The sequence below is a fragment of the Comamonas thiooxydans genome (assembly GCF_002157685.2).
Classification (GTDB): domain Bacteria; phylum Pseudomonadota; class Gammaproteobacteria; order Burkholderiales; family Burkholderiaceae_C; genus Comamonas; species Comamonas testosteroni_H.
Window position 1 is genome coordinate 575,157 of record NZ_AP026738.1, and the last position, 19,399, is coordinate 594,555.

Genomic DNA, 19,399 nt, shown 5'->3' on the forward strand with positions numbered 1-19,399 from the left:
GTTCGATGCGGTGTGCTCTTTCCTGCCCTTGCGCGTGGCGGCGTCCAGTCCTGCGGTGCTCGTCGTGGGGCCGGGCCTCTTTGCGATCGAGATCTTTGGTGCGTTGAGGGGCGACGGCCGACTCAGGCTGCTGCCTGCTTGGCGGCGCCGCGATAGCGTTCCAGCCAATGGGCATAGGGAGCAGGCAGGGTCCAGTCGGGACGGGCCACGCCCAGGCTTTGCGCCAGCTGATAGGCGTAATGCGGGTTGGCCAGATGGGCGCGGCCGATCATCACCAGATCGACCTGGCCGTCGGCCACGATGCGCTCGGCAATCTGCGGATCATCCATGCCCCAGCTCGATGCCACGGGCAGGCCGGCGCTGCGGCTCACGCGCTGGGCGATCGGCGCCAGGAAGGCGGGTGTGCCCCAGGGAATCTTCACATCGGGAATCACGAAGTTGACGCTGACATTGAGCAGGTCCAGGCCGCGCTCGCGCATCTGGCGCGTGACGGCGATGGATTCCTCCAGGGTTTCTTCGTCACGGCCGTCGTACTCGATGACGCCGAAACGCGCTGTCAGCGGCAGATGCTCGGGCCAGACCTCGCGCACCTTGGCCACGGTCTCCAGCAGAAAGCGGGCGCGGTTGCTGAAGCTGCCGCCATAGGCGTCGTCGCGCTGGTTGCTGTGGGCCGAGAAAAAGCTCTGCGCCAGATAGCCGTGGGCAAAGTGCAGCTCCAGCCATTCGAAGCCGGCCGCAAGCGCGCGGCGGGCTGCTGCGACAAAGTCATCCTGCACGCGGGCGATGTCCGCAAGCGTCATGGCACGGGGGACGCGCGGCAGACCGCCGCCAAAGGCGATGGCCGATGGCGCAATCGGCTGCCAGCCGCGGGCATCGCCTTCGGCAATATGGTCGTCGCCTTCCCAGGGATTGTTGGCGCTGGCCTTGCGTCCGGCATGGCCGATCTGGATGCCGGGCACGGCGCCTGCGGCCTTGATGCCGGCGGCAATGCGCGACATGCCTTCTATCTGGGCGTCGTTCCACAGGCCGGTGCAATCGGGCGAGATGCGGCCCTCGGGCGACACGCCGGTGGCTTCGACGATCACCAGCCCCGCGCCGCCGCGCGCCATGGAGGCGTAGTGAACCTGGTGCCAGTCATTGGTGAGGCCGTCCACGGCGCTGTACTGGCACATCGGCGGAATGGCGATGCGGTTGCGCAGGGTCAGGCTTTTGAGGGTGAAAGGGGTAAAGAGTGCAGACATGCGGAGTATCGGTGGTGCGAATGGAATGAGCCAGCAGTCCCGCGGCAAAGCAGGATGCAAAAAGCTTGATAGCGCCTAGCGCTTTTCGTTGCTTGTTTTCAGTATGAAAGTCATCTGAAAATCAATAGATGAAGGTGCTGGCAGCTATCAAAAAATCAAGGGCAGCGAGGCTAGGAAAGCGGCGAATACAGGCCCTGGGCAATGAGCTCGCTGGAGCCGAAGTTTTCGGTAGTGCCCGGCATGTAGTCGGCGGGCCAGTGAATGCAGTGCATGCAGGGCTTCTTTCGAAGGGAATGGGGAAATGATGGGGTCTGTGGTGAAATAAATCCAATCGATATTTCTGATTTATGAAATCATGCCGACTGATATCAAGAGCCTGGACCTGAATCTGCTCAAGGCCCTGGATGCGTTGCTGGACGAGCGCAGCGTGACGCGCGCTGCCGAGCGTCTGGCGCTGACCCAGCCAGCGGTCAGCGGCATGTTGACGCGGCTGCGCGAGAGCTTCGATGACCCCTTGTTCGTGCGCACGCAGCGCGGCATCGCTCCCACGCTGCGCGCGCTGGCCCTGGCGGGGCCGCTCAAGGAGTTGCTGTGCAATGCCGAGGCGCTGCTGCGCCCCCAGGCCTTTGATCCGGCCACGGCGCATATGACGCTGCGCATTGCCGCCACGGATTACGCACTGCAGGCGGTGGTGCTGCCGTTTCTGGCCGTGTTGCGCCAGCGCGCGCCCGGTCTGTGTGTGGCCGTGGTGCCGGCCCAGCATCTGCCGCTGCACGAGCGACTGGAGCGCGGCGATATCGACCTGGCGCTGGTCACGCCGGAGCGCACGGCCCCCGATCTGCATGCGCGCCGACTGTTCGACGAACGCTATGTCTGCGTGATGCGCAGCGACCATCCCGATGTGCGCCGGCGTGGCCTGTCGCTGGAGCGCTTCTGCGCGCTGGACCATGCGCTGGTGTCCTATGACGGAGGCAGTTTCCATGGTGTGACGGACGAGGCGCTGGAGCGATTGGGGCGGCGCCGGCGCGTGGCGCTGTCCGTGACCAGCTTTCTGGTGCTGCCCGAAATCCTGCGCAGCAGCGATCTGATTGCCGTCGTGCCGCGGCGTCTGGTCAAGCCCGACTCGGGACTGGTGGTGCTGGAGCCTCCGCTGGAGATTCCGGGTTTCACCAAGACGGCTGCCTGGCATGCGCGCACCCATCGTTCTCCCGGACACCAGTGGGCGCGGGAGCTGTTGTTCGAGCTGGCGCAGGCCGGCGGGCTGGACGTGGAATGAGCAAGGCCCGCAGAAAACCGTGGCGGTCTCTGCGGGCCGAGTGAGGGCAGATTCCTGCCGGGGCCCGGCATGGTGCCGGGCCTTTCACATCATCAGTGGCCGGATGCGCCTGCGGCACCCAGACCGGTTTCCGAACGCACTTGCTGCGCAGGGAACACGGAGCGCTCCTTGGCAGCCTGGGCGCTCTTGTCGAGCACGGAGAACAGCCACACGCCGAAGAAGCCGATCGCCATGGAGAACAGTGCAGGCGAGGCGTAGGGGAACCATGCCGAGCCGGCCGGGTTGCCCAAGGTGCCTTCCCATACCGAGGGCGACACAATGGTCAGGCCCACGGAGGAGACCAGGCCCATGAAGCCGCCGATGACGGCGCCCTTGGTGGTGCAGTCTTTCCACAGCACGGACAGCAGCAGCGGCGGGAAGTTGGCCGAAGCCGCCACGGCAAAGGCCAGCGAGACCATGAAGGCAATGTTCTGCTTCTCGAACACAATGCCCAGCAGCACGGCCACAAAGCCCAGGCACAGCGTGGTGATGCGCGAAACCCGCAGTTCGGAGGCGCTGTCGGCCTTGCCCTTCTTGATGACGGTGGCGTAGAGGTCGTGCGAGACGGCCGAGGCGCCAGACAGCGTCAGACCGGCGACCACAGCCAGAATGGTGGCAAAGGCCACGGCCGAGATAAAGCCGTAGAACACATCGCCGCCCACGCTCTTGGCTACCAGCACGGCGGCCATATTGGCCGTGCCCGCGCCGCCGTGGATCACGCCCTTGGCCGTGTCCGCCATTTCGGGGTTGGTGAGCACCAGGGTGATGGCGCCGAAGCCGATGATGAAGATCAGCACATAGAAGTAGCCGATCCAGGTCGTGGCCCAGAACACGCTCTTGCGTGCTTCCTTGGCATCAGGCACGGTGAAGAAGCGCATCAGGATGTGGGGCAGGCCCAGGGTGCCGAACATCAGCGCCATGCCGAAGCTGATGGCGGAGATCGGATCCTTGATGAAGCCGCCCGGTCCCATGATGGCCAGGCCGAGCTTTTCCGCCACGGAAGGCTCTGCGCCGCCGTTCGCGGCGATCTGGGTGCGTACCTTCACGCCTTCGGCAAACAGTGCCTCGGGGCTGAAGCCGTATTTGGACAACACCATGAAGCCCATGAAGGTCACGCCGGCCAGCAGCAGGCAGGCCTTGATGATCTGCACCCAGGTGGTGGCCGTCATGCCGCCGAACAGCACATAGATCATCATCAGCGCGCCCACCAGCACCACCGCGATCCAGTAGTCCAGACCGAACAGCAGCTTGATGAGCTGGCCGGCGCCCACCATCTGGGCAATCAGGTAGAAGGCCACCACGACCAGCGTGCCGCAGGAGGCAAAAATCCGGAAGGGCTTTTGCTCGAAGCGGTAGCCGGCCACGTCGGCAAAAGTGAAGCGGCCCAGATTGCGCAGGCGTTCCGCCAGCAGAAAAGTCAGAATCGGCCAGCCCACCAGAAAACCGATGGAGTAGATCAGGCCGTCATAGCCGCTGGCCATGACGGAGGCCGAGATGCCCAGGAAGGAGGCGGCGGACATATAGTCGCCCGCAATCGCCAGACCATTTTGAAAGCCGGTGATGCCGCCACCTGCGGTATAGAAATCGGAAGCCGACTTGGTACGGCCCGCCGCCCATTTGGTGATCCACAGGGTTGCCACCACAAAGGCGGTGAACATGATGATGGCCGTCCAGTTGGTGGCCTGCTTGGCGGCGTTGCCGACGTCACCGCCGGCGGCCAGCACGGGAGCTGTCGCGACCAGCGCCGCAGCGCCCGCCAGCCATTGGGAAGAGATGCGCTGCTTCATTGCTTGATGCCTTTGAGAATGTCGCGGGTGAGCTGATCAAACTCGTTGTTGGCGCGGCGCACATAGAGGCCGGTAATGATCACGGAAAAAATGATGACGCCCATGCCGATGGGAATGCCCAGCGTGGTCACTCCAGCGCCGATGGGCCGGGCCAGGAATTCCTTGTCGAATGCGATCAGCGCGACATAGCCGTAGTACACGATCAACATCAGAACGGTCAGCGCCAGGCCGAGGCGATTGCGCTTGCGGCGCAGCTGCTGGTAGGCGGGGTTGCTTTGGATTGTCTCTATCACCGGGTCTCGCACAGTGTTGTCTCCTTTGAAGTTTTCCAGCCTGCCATCAGGTGCTCGGTGGCTTGCTTGCGATGCATTCTGAGAAGCCCGTCTGACCGTCTCCTTACTTACGATATCGGTGTTTGCCCCTGGTTTTTCACATCAAAAAAAAACGAATCCGGGTAAGTGCGGAGAGGGTCGGGTAATGCCCAGTCTTGAATTTTTGAGAAGCTTTTTTTTGTAAGTTAGCGGTCAGTTGTCGCTTTGATATTGGACAAACAGGTGAGTTGGCAGCGCCTGAAATTCCAAAACCTAGGAGACAAACATGGCCATCAATGCGACAGCACATATGGGAGGTAAATCGGCCCCAAGGCCGATGAGCCCGGAAGAGCGCAAAGTCATCTTTGCGTCTTCACTCGGAACCGTTTTCGAGTGGTACGACTTCTATCTGTACGGATCTCTGGCAGCCATCATCGCCAAGCAGTTCTTCAGCGGTCTGGATGCGGGCTCAGCCTTCATCTTCGCGTTGCTGGCCTTTGCGGCAGGCTTCATCGTGCGCCCCTTCGGTGCGCTGGTGTTCGGCCGTCTGGGCGACATGATCGGGCGCAAGTACACCTTTCTGGTGACGATTCTGATCATGGGCCTGTCCACCTTCATCGTCGGTATCTTGCCCAACTACGCCAGCATTGGCGTGGCCGCCCCCGTCATCCTGATCGCGCTGCGCATGCTGCAAGGTCTGGCCCTGGGCGGTGAGTACGGCGGCGCTGCCACCTATGTAGCAGAGCATGCGCCGCATGGAAAGCGCGGCGCTTACACCTCGTGGATTCAGACCACGGCCACGCTGGGCCTGTTCCTGTCGCTGCTGGTGATTCTGGGCGTGCGTACCTCGATGGGCGAAGAGAAGTTCGCCGACTGGGGCTGGCGCATTCCATTCCTAGTCTCCATTTTGCTGCTGGCCATCTCGGTCTGGATTCGCATGACGCTGTCCGAATCCCCCGCCTTCCAGAAGATGAAGGCCGAGGGCAAGGTGTCCAAGGCGCCTCTGACCGAGTCGTTCGGTCAGTGGAAGAACCTCAAGATCGTGATTCTGGCGCTGGTCGGCCTGACAGCCGGCCAGGCCGTGGTCTGGTATACCGGCCAGTTCTATGCGCTGTTCTTTCTGACGCAGCAGCTCAAGGTCGATGCCGTGACGGCCAATCTGATGATTGCCGCCGCACTGCTGATCGGCACGCCTTTCTTTGTGATCTTCGGCACGCTGTCCGACAAGATCGGCCGCAAGCCCATCATCATGCTGGGCTGCATTCTGGCCGTATTGACCTACTTCCCCGCCTTCAAGGCGCTGACCGAAGCCGCCAACCCCGACCTGGCTGCAGCTCAAGCCAAGAACAAGGTGGTCATCGTGGCCGATCCTGCGGAGTGCTCCTTCCAGTTCAACCCCACAGGCACGACCAAGTTCACCAGCTCCTGCGACGTGGCCAAGCAGGTGCTGGCTGCGGGCTCCGTGAGCTATGAAACCGAAGATGCTGCTGCAGGCACGCAGGCCATGATCCGTATCGGCGCGACCGAGATTCCTTCGTTCTCGCTCAAGGGCCTGAGCCCTGAAGACGCCAAGGCCAAGGACGGTGCGTTCAAGAAGACTGTGGCCGCCGAGCTGGCCAAGGATGGCTATCCCACCAAGGCCGACCCCGCCAAGATGAACAAGGTCATGATGGTCGTGATCCTGACCTATCTGGTGCTGCTGGTGACCATGGTCTACGGCCCCATCGCGGCCATGCTGGTGGAGCTGTTCCCGACACGTATCCGCTACACCTCGATGAGCTTGCCCTATCACATCGGCAACGGCTGGTTTGGCGGTCTGCTGCCCACCATGTCCTTCGCCATCGTGGCGCAGACCGGCAATATGTACAACGGTCTCTGGTACCCCATCATCATCGCTGGTGTGACGGCGGTGATCGGTACGCTGTTCGTGCCCGAAACCAAGGATCGCGACATCTACGCCGAAGACTGATGCCGGGCGCTGATGCTGCAATTTATGCAGCATCGCATCAAAGATCTGCAAGGCTTGTGCTTTGCAGGTCTTTTTTGTTTGCTTCGGCACTAATGGGTTACAGCAGTGTGGCAACAAAGCATCATTGCGTTACTTTTTTGCGATGGAAATCATGCTTTTGAGAGGGGTCAACCTAGAATCACACCTAGCCGCGAGAGGGCCAACAACCTACAAGCCAATGCGGTGCAAAAAACACTATCCCAGAACATAGGAGCATTGAATGACCAAGATGACTCGCATCGCACTGGCCGCACTGGCTGTGATGGGCGCAACCACCGCAATGGCACAGAGCAGCGTGACGCTGTATGGCCGTATCAACACCACAGTCGAACGCCAGAAGGTGGGTGATGAGTCGGTGTCCGGCCTGTACAACAATGCTTCCCGCTGGGGCATTCGCGGTACCGAGGATCTGGGTGGCGGCCTGAAGGCAGGCTTCACCCTGGAGTCCGGCTTCAACTCCGACACCGGTACCGGTTCCGCCTGGACCCACCCCACCACCGGCATGTCCTTTGCGCGTCAGAGCGAAGTGAACCTGTCCGGCGGTTTCGGCATGATCCGTCTGGGTAACTTCGTTCCCGAGTCCTACTACGCAACTGCTGACTACATCAGCATGCACAACCACGACACCGGTTCTTCTTCCGATGCGCTGTACTACGACCCCGTCTGGTTCGGCGGTCTGAGCACCAAGAACAAGATCGGCTATCGCACCCCCAGCATGGGCGGTCTGACGGTGGATGCCTCCGTGTCCATGCACGAGAAGGACCCCACGGTCGGTCCTCGCAAGAACGGCTACGATCTGGCCGCCAACTACGCCACCGGTCCTCTGCACCTGGGTGCCGGTTTCAGCAAGGTCGGTGAGAACTGGCAAGCCGCACTGCGTGGTCTGTACACATTTGGTCAATTCACGGTTGGCGCTTACTACCAGCGCAACGACCAAGACCTGATCGGCACACGCAACAACTTCCGCCTGTCCGGTATGTACACCATGGGTGCTTCCGAGTTCCACGTGAACGTTGGCCACGCCAACAAGTGGAGCAAGGTTGCCGACTCCGCAGCTACCCAGTGGACTCTGGGCTACAACTACAACCTGAGCAAGCGCTCCAAGGTTTACGGTTACTACACCCGTGTGAACAACGACAGCGGTGCTGCATATAACGCACCAGCTGGCAAGGACTTCAGCTCCATCGCTGTGGGTATCCGCCACAACTTCTAATTTGTGCACCGCGCAAGCGGTGTCTCCAGCAACTGCAGCTGATAATGCAGACCATTACTCCAAGTTCATACCCCATGTCGCAAGGCATGGGGTTTTTTCTTATGAGCAGCGTGCCTGGCAGTAAGCCACGCGCAAACTCGCTCAGGCTCAATGGTCGTGCTGACTGGCGTGGCACGAGCGGCTGCACCAGCTGCTTATTCATAACACTCTGGAGACTGATATGTGGAAGCTGGCGATTGGTTTTGTGGTGTTTGCTGCCGTGGCACTGTTTGTCATCATGAAAGCCGGTGACAAGGTGGATATGAGTGGAGAAAAGCATGGTGCGGACGCGATTCATGCACCGGCAGAATCCAAATGAAGGCAGCAGTTCTCGATCAAAGCCCCGCCAGCCGGGGCTTTTTTGTGGCGGCCCTGGCTGTACGCTGAAACGGTAATGCACATGCGCACCCAAGGCTCATGTCAGGACTGCCTAGAATGTTTGGCCTTCATAGAAAAGACCGCAGAACATGACGCAGGGCCTGATCCGTATCCGTGGTGCTCGCCAGCACAATCTTCGCAATCTGGACATCGATATCCGTACCGGTGAGCTGACCGTAGTCACCGGCCCCAGCGGCTCGGGCAAGTCCAGTCTGGTGTTCGACACGCTGTACGCCGAAGGTCAGCGCCGCTATGTCGAGACCTTCTCCGCCTATGCGCGCCAGTTCCTCGATCGCATGGACAAGCCGGCCGTGGACAAGGTCGAGGGTGTGCCGCCAGCGATTGCCATCGACCAGACCAACCCGGTGCGCAACTCTCGCTCCACCGTGGGCACGATGACGGAGATCAACGATCACCTCAAGCTGCTGTTTGCGCGCGCGGCCCAGTTGTTCGACAGCAGGACGGCCCTGCCGGTGCGCCACGATACGGCGGACAGCATTTATGCCGAATTGGCCCAGCGCTGCGAGGCCGCGGGCGATCCGCGCATTGCCATCACCTTCCCGGTGGAGCTGCCGGCCAATACCTCGTCCGAAGAGGTGGAGCAATGGCTGTCTGCCAGCGGTTTCACCAAGGTGCAGGCCGAGCGCGAAGTGGAGCGCGCTCACGCCGCAGCCGATGAGGTCGCCAAGGGCAAGAAAAAGGCCAAGCCAGCCCCCGAGAAGATCAAGGTGTTGGATGTGATTGCCGACCGCTTTCGCCTCGGCAAGGCCGAGCGGTCCCGCGCCATGGAGGCGATCGAGGTGGGCCTCAAGCGCGGCAGCGGCAGGCTCACGGTGTATGTGTTGCCTGAAAGCGGTGTCGAGGCGGTCGAGCCCGAGCTGTGGAAATTCTCGCTGGGTCTGCATTGCCCCGAGAGCAATCTGACCTATCAGGAGCCGATTCCCTCGTTGTTCTCCTTCAACTCCGCGGTGGGCGCCTGCGATGCCTGCCGTGGTTTCGGGCGCGTCATAGGAGTGGACTGGGGACTGGTGATTCCCAATGAAAAGCTCACCTTGCGCACCGGTGTCATCAAGCCGATCCAGACGCCGGCCTGGAAGGAAATTCAGGACGACCTGATGCGCCACTCCGAGGCCGAGGGTATTCCGCGCGATACGGCCTGGTCCAAACTGACCCAGGCGCAGAAGGACTGGGTGATCGAAGGCTCGCCCAACTGGAACGGCAAGTGGAGCCAGACCTGGTATGGCATTCGCCGCTTCTTCGAGTATCTCGAAAGCAAGGCCTACAAGATGCATATCCGGGTGCTGCTGTCCAAGTACCGCAGCTATACCGAATGCCCGACATGCGGCGGCGCTCGCCTCAAGACCGAAAGCCTGCTCTGGCGTATAGGCGGCAAGCAGGCCGCGGATGCCGTGCTGCCGCCCGGCGACGAGAGCGGCAGATACCAGCGCTTCATGCCTCAGGCGGTGGGCTGGAGCCGCGAGCAGCTGGAAAGCCTGCCTGGCCTGTGTCTGCATGATCTGATGCGTCTGCCGATCACGCGCCTGCGTGACTTCTTTGCGCAGCTGGCGCCAGACAATGATGCCGTCAAAAATGATGGCGAAGCCCAGGCATTGAAGATGCTGCACGCAGAAGTCATGACGCGGCTGCAGTATCTGTGCGATGTAGGCATTGGCTATCTCACGCTGGACCGCCAGAGCCGCACGCTGAGCGGTGGCGAGGTGCAGCGTATCAATCTGACCACTGCTTTAGGCACTTCGCTGGTCAACACCTTGTTTGTGCTCGACGAGCCATCGATAGGCCTGCACCCGCGCGATATGGAGCGCATCACCGAAGCCATGCAGCGCCTGCGCGATGCGGGCAATACGCTGGTTGTGGTGGAGCATGATCCCGCCGTGATGTTTGCCGCCGACCGCATGATAGACATGGGGCCGGGCCCGGGTGCGCGCGGCGGCCAGATCGTGTTCGACGGCACGCCCGAGGATCTGCGCCAGGCCGATACCCTGACCGGCGCCTATCTGGGCGGGCGCAAGCAGGTGGGTTTCGGTCTCAAGCGCATGGTGACCGAGAGCACGCCGCGCCTGATTCTCGAAGGCGCGCGCGAGCACAATCTGCGGGACATCAACGTGGACTTTCCGCTGCAGCGCCTGGTCACCATCACCGGCGTTTCGGGTTCGGGCAAATCCACGCTGATCCAGGATGTGCTGGTGCCTGCGCTGATGCGCCACTTCGGCAAGCCCACCGATGCGGCGGGCGCGTTCGAGCGCCTGCTGGGTGCAGACCATCTGGCCGATGTGATGTTCGTGGACCAGTCGCCGATCGGCAAGACGGCGCGCTCCAATCCGGTCAGCTATGTGGGCGCCTGGGATGCGCTCCGCGAGCTGTTCGCCGTGGCGCCGCTGTCGCGCCAGCGCGGCTACACGGCCGCCAAGTTCAGCTTCAACAGCGGCGACGGCCGCTGCCCGACCTGCGGCGGCTCGGGCTTCGAGCATGTGGAGATGCAGTTCCTCTCGGACGTCTATCTGCGCTGCCCGGACTGCAACGGCACCCGTTATCGCCCCGAGATTCTGGAAGTGAAAATCGAGCGCAACGGCCAGTCGCTGAATGTGGCCGATGTGCTGGAACTCACGGTGGCCGAAGCCGCGCTGCTGTTTGCGCAGGACCGCGATGTGATCCGCGCGCTGCAGCCCATCGTCGATGTGGGCCTGGAATACGTGAAGCTGGGCCAGCCCGTGCCCACGCTGTCGGGCGGCGAGGCCCAGCGCCTCAAGCTCGCCGGCTTTCTGGCTGAGGCGGCCAAGGCGCAGTCCAAATCCAGGCAGGCGCTGGCCAAGAAAGGCACGCTGTTCCTGTTCGACGAGCCGACGACCGGCCTGCATTTCGAAGACATTGCCAAGCTCATGCGCGCATTGCGCAAGCTGCTGGAAGCCGGCCACTCGCTGATCGTCATCGAGCACAATCTGGACGTGATTCGCGCCAGCGACTGGCTCATCGATCTGGGACCCGAAGGCGGTGACGGCGGCGGCCTGATCGTGGCCCAGGGCACGCCTGAAGATGTGCGTCATGTGAAGGAGTCGCACACGGCCCAGGCCTTGCGCGAATACGACCTGGCCATGGGCGTGGGCGGCGAGGCGGTGCGCGAAGTCGCGCCCATGCTCTACAAGCCCCAGCGCAAGGCCCAGGCCGAAAAGGCGCCCCAGGCCAAGAACGCGATCGAGATCGTCAATGCCAAGGAGCACAACCTCAAGTCCCTGAGCGTGGACGTGCCGCGCGGCAAGTTCAATGTGGTGACCGGTGTTTCGGGTTCCGGAAAATCCACGCTGGCTTTCGACATTCTGTTCAACGAAGGCCAGCGCCGCTATCTCGAATCGCTCAATGCCTATGCGCGCTCCATCGTGCAGCCTGCGGGCCGTCCCGAGGTCGATGCGGTCTATGGCATACCGCCCACGGTGGCCATCGAGCAGCGTCTGTCGCGCGGCGGTCGCAAGTCCACGGTGGGCACGACCACCGAGGTCTGGCACTTTCTGCGCCTGCTCTATGTGAAGCTGGGCGTGCAGCACTGCATACACGACGATGCCATCGTGCAGCCGCAGACCGAGGAAAGCATTGCCGCGCAGCTGATGACGAATTTCCGCGGTCAGACCATAGGCCTGCTGAGCCCGCTGGTCGTCAACCGCAAGGGCGTCTATACCGAGCTGGCCGACTGGGCCAGACCCAAGGGCTACACGCATCTGCGCGTGGACGGCGAGTTTCTGCCGACCACGGGCTTTCCGCGCATAGACCGCTTCAAGGAACACACCATCGAGCTGCCCGTGGCCAGCGTGACGGTGACCGCGGCCAACGAGAAGGAGTTGCGCGGTCATCTGCGCCAGGCGCTGGAAATCGGCAAGGGCGTGCTGCATGTGCTGTCCGGCATCGAGAATCTGGCCGACGCCATGCAGGGCGGCCAAAGCACGGTCGGCATCGGCGCGCTGCAGGTGTTCTCCACCCAGCGTGCCTGCCCGATCTGCGCCACCAGCTATGCCGAGCTGGACCCGCGTCTGTTCTCCTACAACAGCAAGCATGGCTGGTGTCCCGATTGCGTGGGCACGGGCGTGAAGCTGACCAAGGACCAGCGCAAGGTCTATGACGACACCTTGCTGGCCGACGACAACCGGGGCCGTGAGGTGAAGTTCGAGGGCCAGGAGGTCGAAGACCTGGCCGAGGTGGAATGCCCCAAGTGCCGCGGCACACGTCTGAACCCCGTGGCGCGAGCCGTGAAGTTTCACGGCGAGGCGATTACCGATATTGCCCAGTTGTCAGTCAGCGATGTGCGCCACTGGATACAGGGTCTGGAGCTTACGGGCCGCGAAGCCGATATTGCGCGCGATCTGATTCCCGAGATCCAGAGTCGTCTCGAATTCCTTGAAGAAGTCGGTCTCAACTATCTGACGCTGGACCGCGGTGCACCCACGCTGAGCGGGGGCGAGGCCCAGCGCATCCGACTGGCCGCACAGCTGGGCAGCAATCTGCAAGGCGTCTGCTATGTGCTGGACGAGCCCACCATCGGCCTGCATGCGCGCGACAATCAGATTCTGCTCAATGCCTTGCACAAGCTCGGCGACAAGGGCAACACGCTGGTGGTGGTGGAGCACGACGAAGACACGATTCGCCGCGCCGATCACGTGATCGATATCGGCCCCAGCGCCGGCATTCGCGGCGGCCGTCTGGTGGCCGAAGGAACGGTTGCCGACATCATGGCGGCCAAGGACTCGGTCACCGGGCGCTATCTGCTGCACGCCATGCGGCATCCCTTCAAGCCGCGTCTGTGGGTGGGGGAGGGCCAGCCTCCGGTGCAGTCGACTGCTATCAATGCAGAAGCTTCTGACGCTGGTGATATGGAGGTTTCAGATAAGAAACCATCCAAAACCAAGAAAAAGAAAGCGGTAGCTGCTACTGAAAATGTAGTGCAGCAAGACAGCGACGCATTGCACTGGCTGACGGTACTGGGCGCGAATCTGCACAATCTGCAGAGCGTGGATGCGCGCGTTCCGCTCAAGCGTCTGGTGGCCGTGACCGGAGTTTCGGGCTCGGGCAAGTCCACGCTGGCGCGCGATGTGCTGTTGAGCAATGTGGCGGCCTGGGTGCAGCAGCGCTCGACCAAGGCCGGCCGCGATGCCATGGATGCCGGCAAGTCGCCGGCGCTCGTGGGCTGCAAGGGGCTCAAGGGCTTCGAGACCGTCGATCGCGTGCTAGAAGTCGACCAGACCCCGATCGGCAAGACGCCGCGCTCCTGCCCGGCGACCTATATCGGCTTCTGGGACACGATTCGCAAGCTGTTTGCCGAGACCCTGGAGGCCAAGGCCCGCGGCTATGCGGCTGGCCGCTTCTCCTTCAACACGGGCGAAGGGCGTTGCCCGGCCTGCGAGGGACAGGGCGTGCGCACCATCGAGATGAGCTTTCTGCCCGATGTGAAAGTGCCTTGCGAAGTCTGCCACGGTGCACGCTTCAACCCCGAGACGCTGGCCGTGAGCTGGCGCGGCAAGAGCATTGGCGATGTGCTGCAGATGGAGGTCGACGAGGCCGTGGAGTTCTTCGCCTCCATGCCCTCGATTGCCCATCCGCTGCAGTTGCTGAAAGACGTGGGTCTGGGCTATCTCACCCTGGGCCAGCCATCGCCCACGCTGTCGGGCGGCGAGGCCCAGCGCATCAAGCTGGTGACCGAGCTGACCAAGGTGCGCGACGATATCGGCCGACGCGGACAGAAGGCTCCGCACACGCTGTACGTGCTGGACGAGCCCACCGTGGGCCTGCACATGGCCGATGTGGACAAGCTCATCCATGTGCTGCACCGACTCGTCGACGGCGGCCACAGCGTGGTGGTCATCGAGCATGACCTCGACGTGATTGCCGAGGCGGACTGGATCATCGATCTGGGCCCCGAAGGCGGCAAGGACGGTGGTCGCATCGTGGCCACGGGGACTCCCGAGGAGCTGGTGAAGATCGGCACCCACACCGGCAAGGCACTGGCGCCGGTGCTGGCGCGGTAAGAGGCGGCGCGTACCATGTCCTTCTCGCGTGGCAACTTTCCTGCACCGGCTGAGCTGGCGGCCTCGCGTGTCGCGTGGATGGCGCAGATCGCGCATCCACCGCTGCCGCCGGCGGTGCAGACCTGGATGACCTGGGCGCTTGGCTGGAAGGATGAGCTGCCGTGGTTACAGCTTCCTGCATGGCGTGAAGGCGCGGGCAACCGGCTCGCGATGCAGCGTGCCACCGATGCGGCAGGGCTGTGGTCTCAGACTGGTGAGTACCGCTTCGGCCTGGACCTCAAGGCCAGCACGCCCGGTGATCTGCGCTGGATCGATGGTGCTGTGGCGGATGGCTGGAGCCCTCACTGGCTGGTGCTGACCCATGGCCTGGATGGCGACCCGCTGATCGGTGACATGAGCCGGCCCGAAGTGCCTGTGCTGTGGAAGTGGCATGACGAGCCGCACTGCGCGGCCAGGCCATTGTTCGCCTCGCTCGAGGAGTTGATGGCGCATGTGCAGCCCAAGGCAGCCAAAGCGCCACTTGTGCCGCGTGAAACGCGCTCTTCCACCATCTTCTACACCGTGCGCCTGCTGGAGCTGGGGCCCGATCCGGCCAGGGTCATGCTGGCGCTCAGGAAAATCTTCACGACGATGTCTGCGCAGGAGCTGCTGAAACTCAAGACCCGGCTGCCGCTGACGCTGCTCGACGATAGCGTCAGCGCCTTGCAAAAGGACCGTCTGGTGCAGCATTTCGGGGGGCTGGGTGCGCGCGTGGAAGTGAGCGAACGTCGCTTGTAGCGCGCACGCAAGGGCGGCCGATATGGCGCATGCAGCGCGTCCTTCCACAACACCCCTCACCATCATCACGCATCACACGCGCCATTTCTGCAAAGGCAGGCTCATGGTGTTCATGGGTCAGCGGCACCGATTCTTGATCGAAAAAAGGCCCGCGTGATGCACGCAGGCATGGTGATCCTGCATGCCCGCTTTACTGGAAGCCCAACGTATGCGGCAGCCAGGTGGATAGTGCCGGAATGAAGGTCAGCAGGCACAGCACGACGAAGTGGGCCAGCAGGAACAGCGGCATCTCGCGCGTCAGACCGGTGATGGACACGCGCGTGGGCACGGCGGTCATGAACAGCAGGCCGCCGGCCGGCGGCGTGATCATGCCCTGCGTGAGGTTGACGATCACCGCCATGGCGAAGAGCGTGGGATTGATGCCTAGGCCTGGACGGTTTCAGTCATGCTCACATATCGTCAAAGGAAGCCTCGTCGCTGCCGAACAGTGTGGGTCCGTCGTCGCGCAGCAGCTTGAGAATCTGCTGGGCAGCGGGCGACAGGTAGCCGTCCCTGCGGCAGGTCACACCAAGGTGACGGCGCAGCGTGGTGGCGGCAAGGCGCACCTCCTTGAGCGTGCGGCTGCGCTCCAGCCGCAGCGTGTGACGCGAGACGAAGGTCAGCAGATCCGTCTTCGCCACCATGCGCGGCAACAGCGGGATGGAGCCCGCTTCGACCTGCACCGTGGGCGGAGACATGCCGCGCGACGTAAAAGCCTGATCCAGCCACTGGCGACTGGGAATGTTGGCGCTGGGCAGGGCCCAGGAGTGCTGCAGCAGCGCGGCCGGCGTGATGCGGGATTTTTCGAAGATGGGATGCGTGCGGCTGGCGGCCACCACGACCACATCCTCGACGATGGGGTAGGAGACCAGTTCCGCATCGCCTTCGGCCGTCAGACCGATCAGCAGATCGAGCTGGCCTTCGCGCAGGCGGTCGCGCAGCTCCCAGCTCGGGCCGATCACGATGCTGATGGTGATCTTGCGCCCGCCGGCAAGCGCCTTGCTGCACAGCTCGGGCAGCAGATGGTCGGCGGCTACGGGGCCGCTGCCTATGCGCACATGGCCCGAAATCCCCTCGTTGAAATCGCGTACCTCGCGCAGCGCCTCCTGGCTGGCGTTGCGCAGCATGCGTGCGCGGGCCAGCAGCACCTGCCCTGCGGGCGTGAGCTGTATGCCGCGCCCGGCGCGCTCGAACAATGCTCCGCCCACGGCCTGTTCCAGCCGCTGCATGCATTTGGTCAGCGCCGGCTGGGTGCGGCCCAGCTGTTCGGCTGCCCGTCCAAGGTGGCCCAGCTCGGCCACGATCTCGAAGAAGCGCAGATCGCGCAGATGCAGATCCATCGATGAATAAAAGTGATGATTGAATGAATATTATCGAATAGACGGAATGAGTGATGCTGACAAGAATCCGGGCTCATCGGAGTCCTTATGTCAACACAAGCCTTTACCGTTTTCGTCACCGCTCCCAAGCTGGCTTCCAGCGGGGCGGATCTTCTTGCCAGGGCCGGCGCGCGGGTGATCTATCTGGCGCCCGGCGATGATGCCGGGGCGGTGGAGCGCATCATGGCCACCGAGCCCGTCGATGCCGTGATCTCGCGCACCCTGGAGCTCTCGGCGCGCGCCATCGCCTCGTGCCCCACGCTCAAGGTCATCTCCAAGCATGGCGTGGGCGTGAGCAATATCGATGTGGCCGCAGCCGGCGCGCGCGGCATTCCGGTCTATGTGACGCCCGGGGCGAACGCGCAGTCCGTGGCGGAGATGACCCTGGGCCTGCTGTTTGCTGCGGCCCGCCGCATTGCCTGGATGGATGCGGAATTGCGCGGTGGCCGCTGGTCGCGCGCCCAGGACGGCATCGAGCTGTCCGGCAAGACGCTGGGTCTGGTCGGCTTCGGCCAGGTCGGCCAGCGTGTGGCCCAGGTTTGCCAGGCCCTGGGCATGCAGGTGGCTGCCTTCGATCCCGCGCTGCAGTCCAGCCCCGTGGCGGGTGTGAAGCTGCTGGCTTCGCTGGACGAGCTGCTGCCGCTGGTCGATGTGCTCAGCCTGCATGTGCCGCTCAACCGGCGCACCCGCGGCATGCTGGGCGCGGCGCGACTGGCTTGCCTGCCGCAGGGCGCCATCCTGATCAATACCGCACGCGGCGAAGTGGTGGACGAGCCCGCACTCGTCGAAGCCCTGCGCAGCGGTCACCTGCATGCGGCCGGTCTGGACACCATGGCCGTGGAGCCCCTGCCCGCGGACTCCGCGCTGGCGGCCCTGCCGAACGTGGTTCTGACGCCGCATGTGGGCGGTTCCACGCCCGCAGCGCTGGCCGCCATGGCCGAAGGTGCGGCCGCGAATGTGCTGGGCTGGCTGCAAGGCCGGCCCGTGGCCGCCAGCCGCTGCGTGAACCCCGAGGTCCTTGAATCCCATTCCTCTCTTTCCGGAGAACCTGCATGAGCATTAGTGAAAAAAAGTGGCCCGCGGGCTATCGCATCAATCCGTGCGTCCCAGGCCCCGAGGCCGAGGTCGTTGAAGCATTCAAGTCCATTCCCGTGGCGGCCATCGGCGACTCCATGAGCCGCAATGTCGGCACTCTGGGCCTGCGCCAATATCACGCCAGGCTGGATGCCGTGCTCTGCGGGCCGGCCGTCACCGTGCGGGTGCGCCCCGGCGACAACCTCATGATTCACAAGGCGCTGATGATGGTGCAGCCCGGCGATGTGCTGGTCATCGACGGCGGGGGCGATGTCTCCCAGGCCCTGGTCGGAGGTCTGATGCGCACCACCTGTGTGGCGCGCAAGCTCGCCGGCCTGGTGATCGACGGTGCCATCCGCGATCTCTGCGAATGGGCCGAGGAAGGCATGCCGATTTTCGCGCGTGGTCACACCCATCGAGGTCCCAGCAAGGATGGCCCGGGCGAGATCAATGTGCCGGTTTCCTGCGCCGGCATGGCGGTGCTGCCCGGCGATCTGATCGTGGGCGATGCCGATGGCGTGATTGCCGTGCCTGCAGCAGATGCGGCCGAGATTCTGCAGCGCAGCCGGGCGCATCTGGTCAAGGAAGCCGCCATCCGCGAAAGCAATCGCGAGGGCACTGCCGACCCCGAGCGCTTCGATGCGGTGCTGCGCGCCAAGGGCCTGCCGGTCTGAGGCCGGACATTCTTTCAGGAGACAAGACATGCATAAAAGAATATTTCTGACAGCGGCTGCCATGGCCGCACTGACCATGGGTGTGCAGGGCATGGCCAGCGCGGCGGGCGAATGGCCTCAGCGCCCGGTGCGCATGGTGGTGCCCTTCCCGCCGGGCGGCGGCACCGACGCCACGTCGCGATTGGTAGCGGACAAGCTCAATCTGGGCATGGGCTGGACGGTGGTGGTGGACAACAAGCCGGGCGCGGGCGGCAACATCGGCCTCGATGCCGTGGCCAAGGCGGCGCCCGACGGCTACACCATAGGCATGGGCCAGGCCGCGAACCTGGCGATCAATCCCAGCCTGTATGCCAAGATGCCCTTTGATCCGCTCAAGGACTTCACGCCCATTGTCAGCGTGGCCCTGCAGCCCGTGGTGTTGACCGTGCGCGCCGGTTCGCCGTTCAAGAATCTGGGCGACTTCATCAAGGCCGCCAAGGCCAGGCCCGGCACCTACGGCATTGCCCAGGCCGGCAACGGCACGGTGGGCCACCTGGCTGGCGAGATGCTGGCGCGCCGCGCAGGCATCCAGATCCTGCAGGTGCCCTACAAGGGCGCGAACCAGGCGATGACGGACCTGCTGGGCGGACAGGTGGAGCTGTACTTCGGTAACACCGTATCCGTGATGCCGCAGCTGACCTCGGGCAAGGTCCGCGCCCTGGCCGTGACCTCGGCGCAGCGCGTGCCTTCCATGCCCGATGTGCCCACGGTGGCCGAGCAGGGCTATGCCGATTTCGAGGCTTCGACCTGGCTGGGCCTGGTGGGCCCCGCGAACATGCCGCCCGATGTGGTCAGGCGCATCGGCGACGCCACCATGAAGCTGCTGGCCACCAAGGAGGTGCAGGACAAGCTGGCGCAGGAGGGCAGCATGCCGACCCCGGCCGGTGCGGAGAAGTTCGGTGCCTGGATCAAGAGCGAGCATGCCAAGTGGGGCAAGCTGATCCGCGAAGCCCAGATCAAGCTCAACTGAGTGCCTCGGGCCGGGGCGGGCGAGCAACCGCACCGGCGCCGCATTTCATGTGCTCTGAAAGGCGTCTCAAGAGCAGCTTTTTCAATTGCAGAAAGCGCGCTTGGGGCGATTTCTTGAAACCAGTGCCAA

At 63.3% G+C, this 19,399-nt stretch carries 13 protein-coding genes and 1 pseudogene; 9 read left to right on the forward strand and 5 right to left on the reverse strand.

The genetic code is table 11. The features are described 5' to 3' along the window. Positions 1-122 precede the first annotated feature (122 nt). Positions 123-1,241 (reverse strand): NADH:flavin oxidoreductase/NADH oxidase, encoded by a 1,119-nt coding sequence (locus tag CTR2_RS02670; protein WP_087085184.1) that lies wholly within the window; start codon positions 1,239-1,241, stop codon positions 123-125. Positions 1,242-1,596: 355 nt separating this feature from the next. On the opposite strand from CTR2_RS02670, the gene CTR2_RS02675 reads away from it, so the two are divergent. Continuing rightward, the gene (locus CTR2_RS02675; RefSeq protein ID WP_087085183.1) at positions 1,597-2,517 is read left to right on the forward strand and encodes a LysR family transcriptional regulator; all 921 of its coding nucleotides are present in this window, start codon (positions 1,597-1,599) and stop codon (positions 2,515-2,517) included. A gap of 92 nt (positions 2,518-2,609) precedes the next feature. Here the strand turns inward: CTR2_RS02675 and CTR2_RS02680 are convergent, their stop codons facing one another. Next, complete coding sequence (locus CTR2_RS02680) at positions 2,610-4,343, reverse strand: cation acetate symporter (RefSeq protein ID WP_087085182.1); 1,734 nt, start codon at positions 4,341-4,343, stop codon at positions 2,610-2,612. Further along, on the reverse strand, positions 4,340-4,648 hold the full coding sequence (locus CTR2_RS02685) for a DUF485 domain-containing protein (protein WP_003061686.1): 309 nt from the start codon (positions 4,646-4,648) through the stop codon (positions 4,340-4,342). The genes CTR2_RS02680 and CTR2_RS02685 overlap by 4 nt, the downstream gene beginning before the upstream one ends. Before the next feature lie 292 nt (positions 4,649-4,940). Between CTR2_RS02685 and CTR2_RS02690 the strand changes: the two genes are divergently transcribed. The 5 genes from CTR2_RS02690 to CTR2_RS02710 all read left to right on the forward strand — a co-directional run bounded on the left by CTR2_RS02690 (position 4,941) and on the right by CTR2_RS02710 (position 15,095). Continuing rightward, complete coding sequence (locus CTR2_RS02690; protein ID WP_063662012.1) at positions 4,941-6,623, forward strand: MFS transporter; 1,683 nt, start codon at positions 4,941-4,943, stop codon at positions 6,621-6,623. Positions 6,624-6,882: 259 nt separating this feature from the next. Then, entirely contained in the window at positions 6,883-7,875 is a 993-nt protein-coding gene (locus CTR2_RS02695; RefSeq protein WP_087085181.1) for a porin, read from the forward strand. Between the two features lie 220 nt (positions 7,876-8,095). Continuing rightward, positions 8,096-8,233 carry a hypothetical protein gene (locus tag CTR2_RS02700; RefSeq protein WP_003059044.1) on the forward strand — a complete coding sequence of 46 codons (138 nt, stop codon included), beginning with the start codon at positions 8,096-8,098 and terminating at the stop codon, positions 8,231-8,233. 148 nt (positions 8,234-8,381) lie between these two features. Further along, entirely contained in the window at positions 8,382-14,318 is a 5,937-nt protein-coding gene (uvrA, locus tag CTR2_RS02705; protein ID WP_087085180.1) for an excinuclease ABC subunit UvrA, read from the forward strand. A gap of 15 nt (positions 14,319-14,333) precedes the next feature. Next, a complete protein-coding gene (locus CTR2_RS02710; RefSeq protein WP_087085179.1) occupies positions 14,334-15,095 on the forward strand; it encodes a hypothetical protein in 762 nt (253 codons plus the stop codon). Between the two features lie 190 nt (positions 15,096-15,285). Here the strand turns inward: CTR2_RS02710 and CTR2_RS02715 are convergent. Together CTR2_RS02715 and CTR2_RS02720 are read right to left on the reverse strand one after the other, a co-directional pair. After that, positions 15,286-15,522, reverse strand: a pseudogene (locus tag CTR2_RS02715) (TRAP transporter large permease subunit); the annotation flags it as partial. A 22-nt stretch (positions 15,523-15,544) separates the two neighbouring features. Beyond that, on the reverse strand, positions 15,545-16,474 hold the full coding sequence (locus CTR2_RS02720) for a LysR substrate-binding domain-containing protein (protein WP_087085177.1): 930 nt from the start codon (positions 16,472-16,474) through the stop codon (positions 15,545-15,547). 87 nt (positions 16,475-16,561) lie between these two features. Here CTR2_RS02720 and CTR2_RS02725 point away from each other — a divergent pair, with 87 nt between their 5' ends. From CTR2_RS02725 to CTR2_RS02735, 3 genes are read left to right on the forward strand one after another with little or no spacing between them, the layout of a single operon-like run. Next, positions 16,562-17,569 (forward strand): hydroxyacid dehydrogenase, encoded by a 1,008-nt coding sequence (locus CTR2_RS02725; RefSeq protein WP_087085176.1) that lies wholly within the window; start codon positions 16,562-16,564, stop codon positions 17,567-17,569. Further along, a complete protein-coding gene (locus tag CTR2_RS02730; RefSeq protein WP_087085175.1) occupies positions 17,566-18,261 on the forward strand; it encodes an RraA family protein in 696 nt (231 codons plus the stop codon). The genes CTR2_RS02725 and CTR2_RS02730 overlap by 4 nt, the downstream gene beginning before the upstream one ends. 28 nt (positions 18,262-18,289) lie before the next feature. Beyond that, positions 18,290-19,270 (forward strand): Bug family tripartite tricarboxylate transporter substrate binding protein, encoded by a 981-nt coding sequence (locus tag CTR2_RS02735; protein ID WP_087085174.1) that lies wholly within the window; start codon positions 18,290-18,292, stop codon positions 19,268-19,270. Positions 19,271-19,399: the final 129 nt, after the last annotated feature.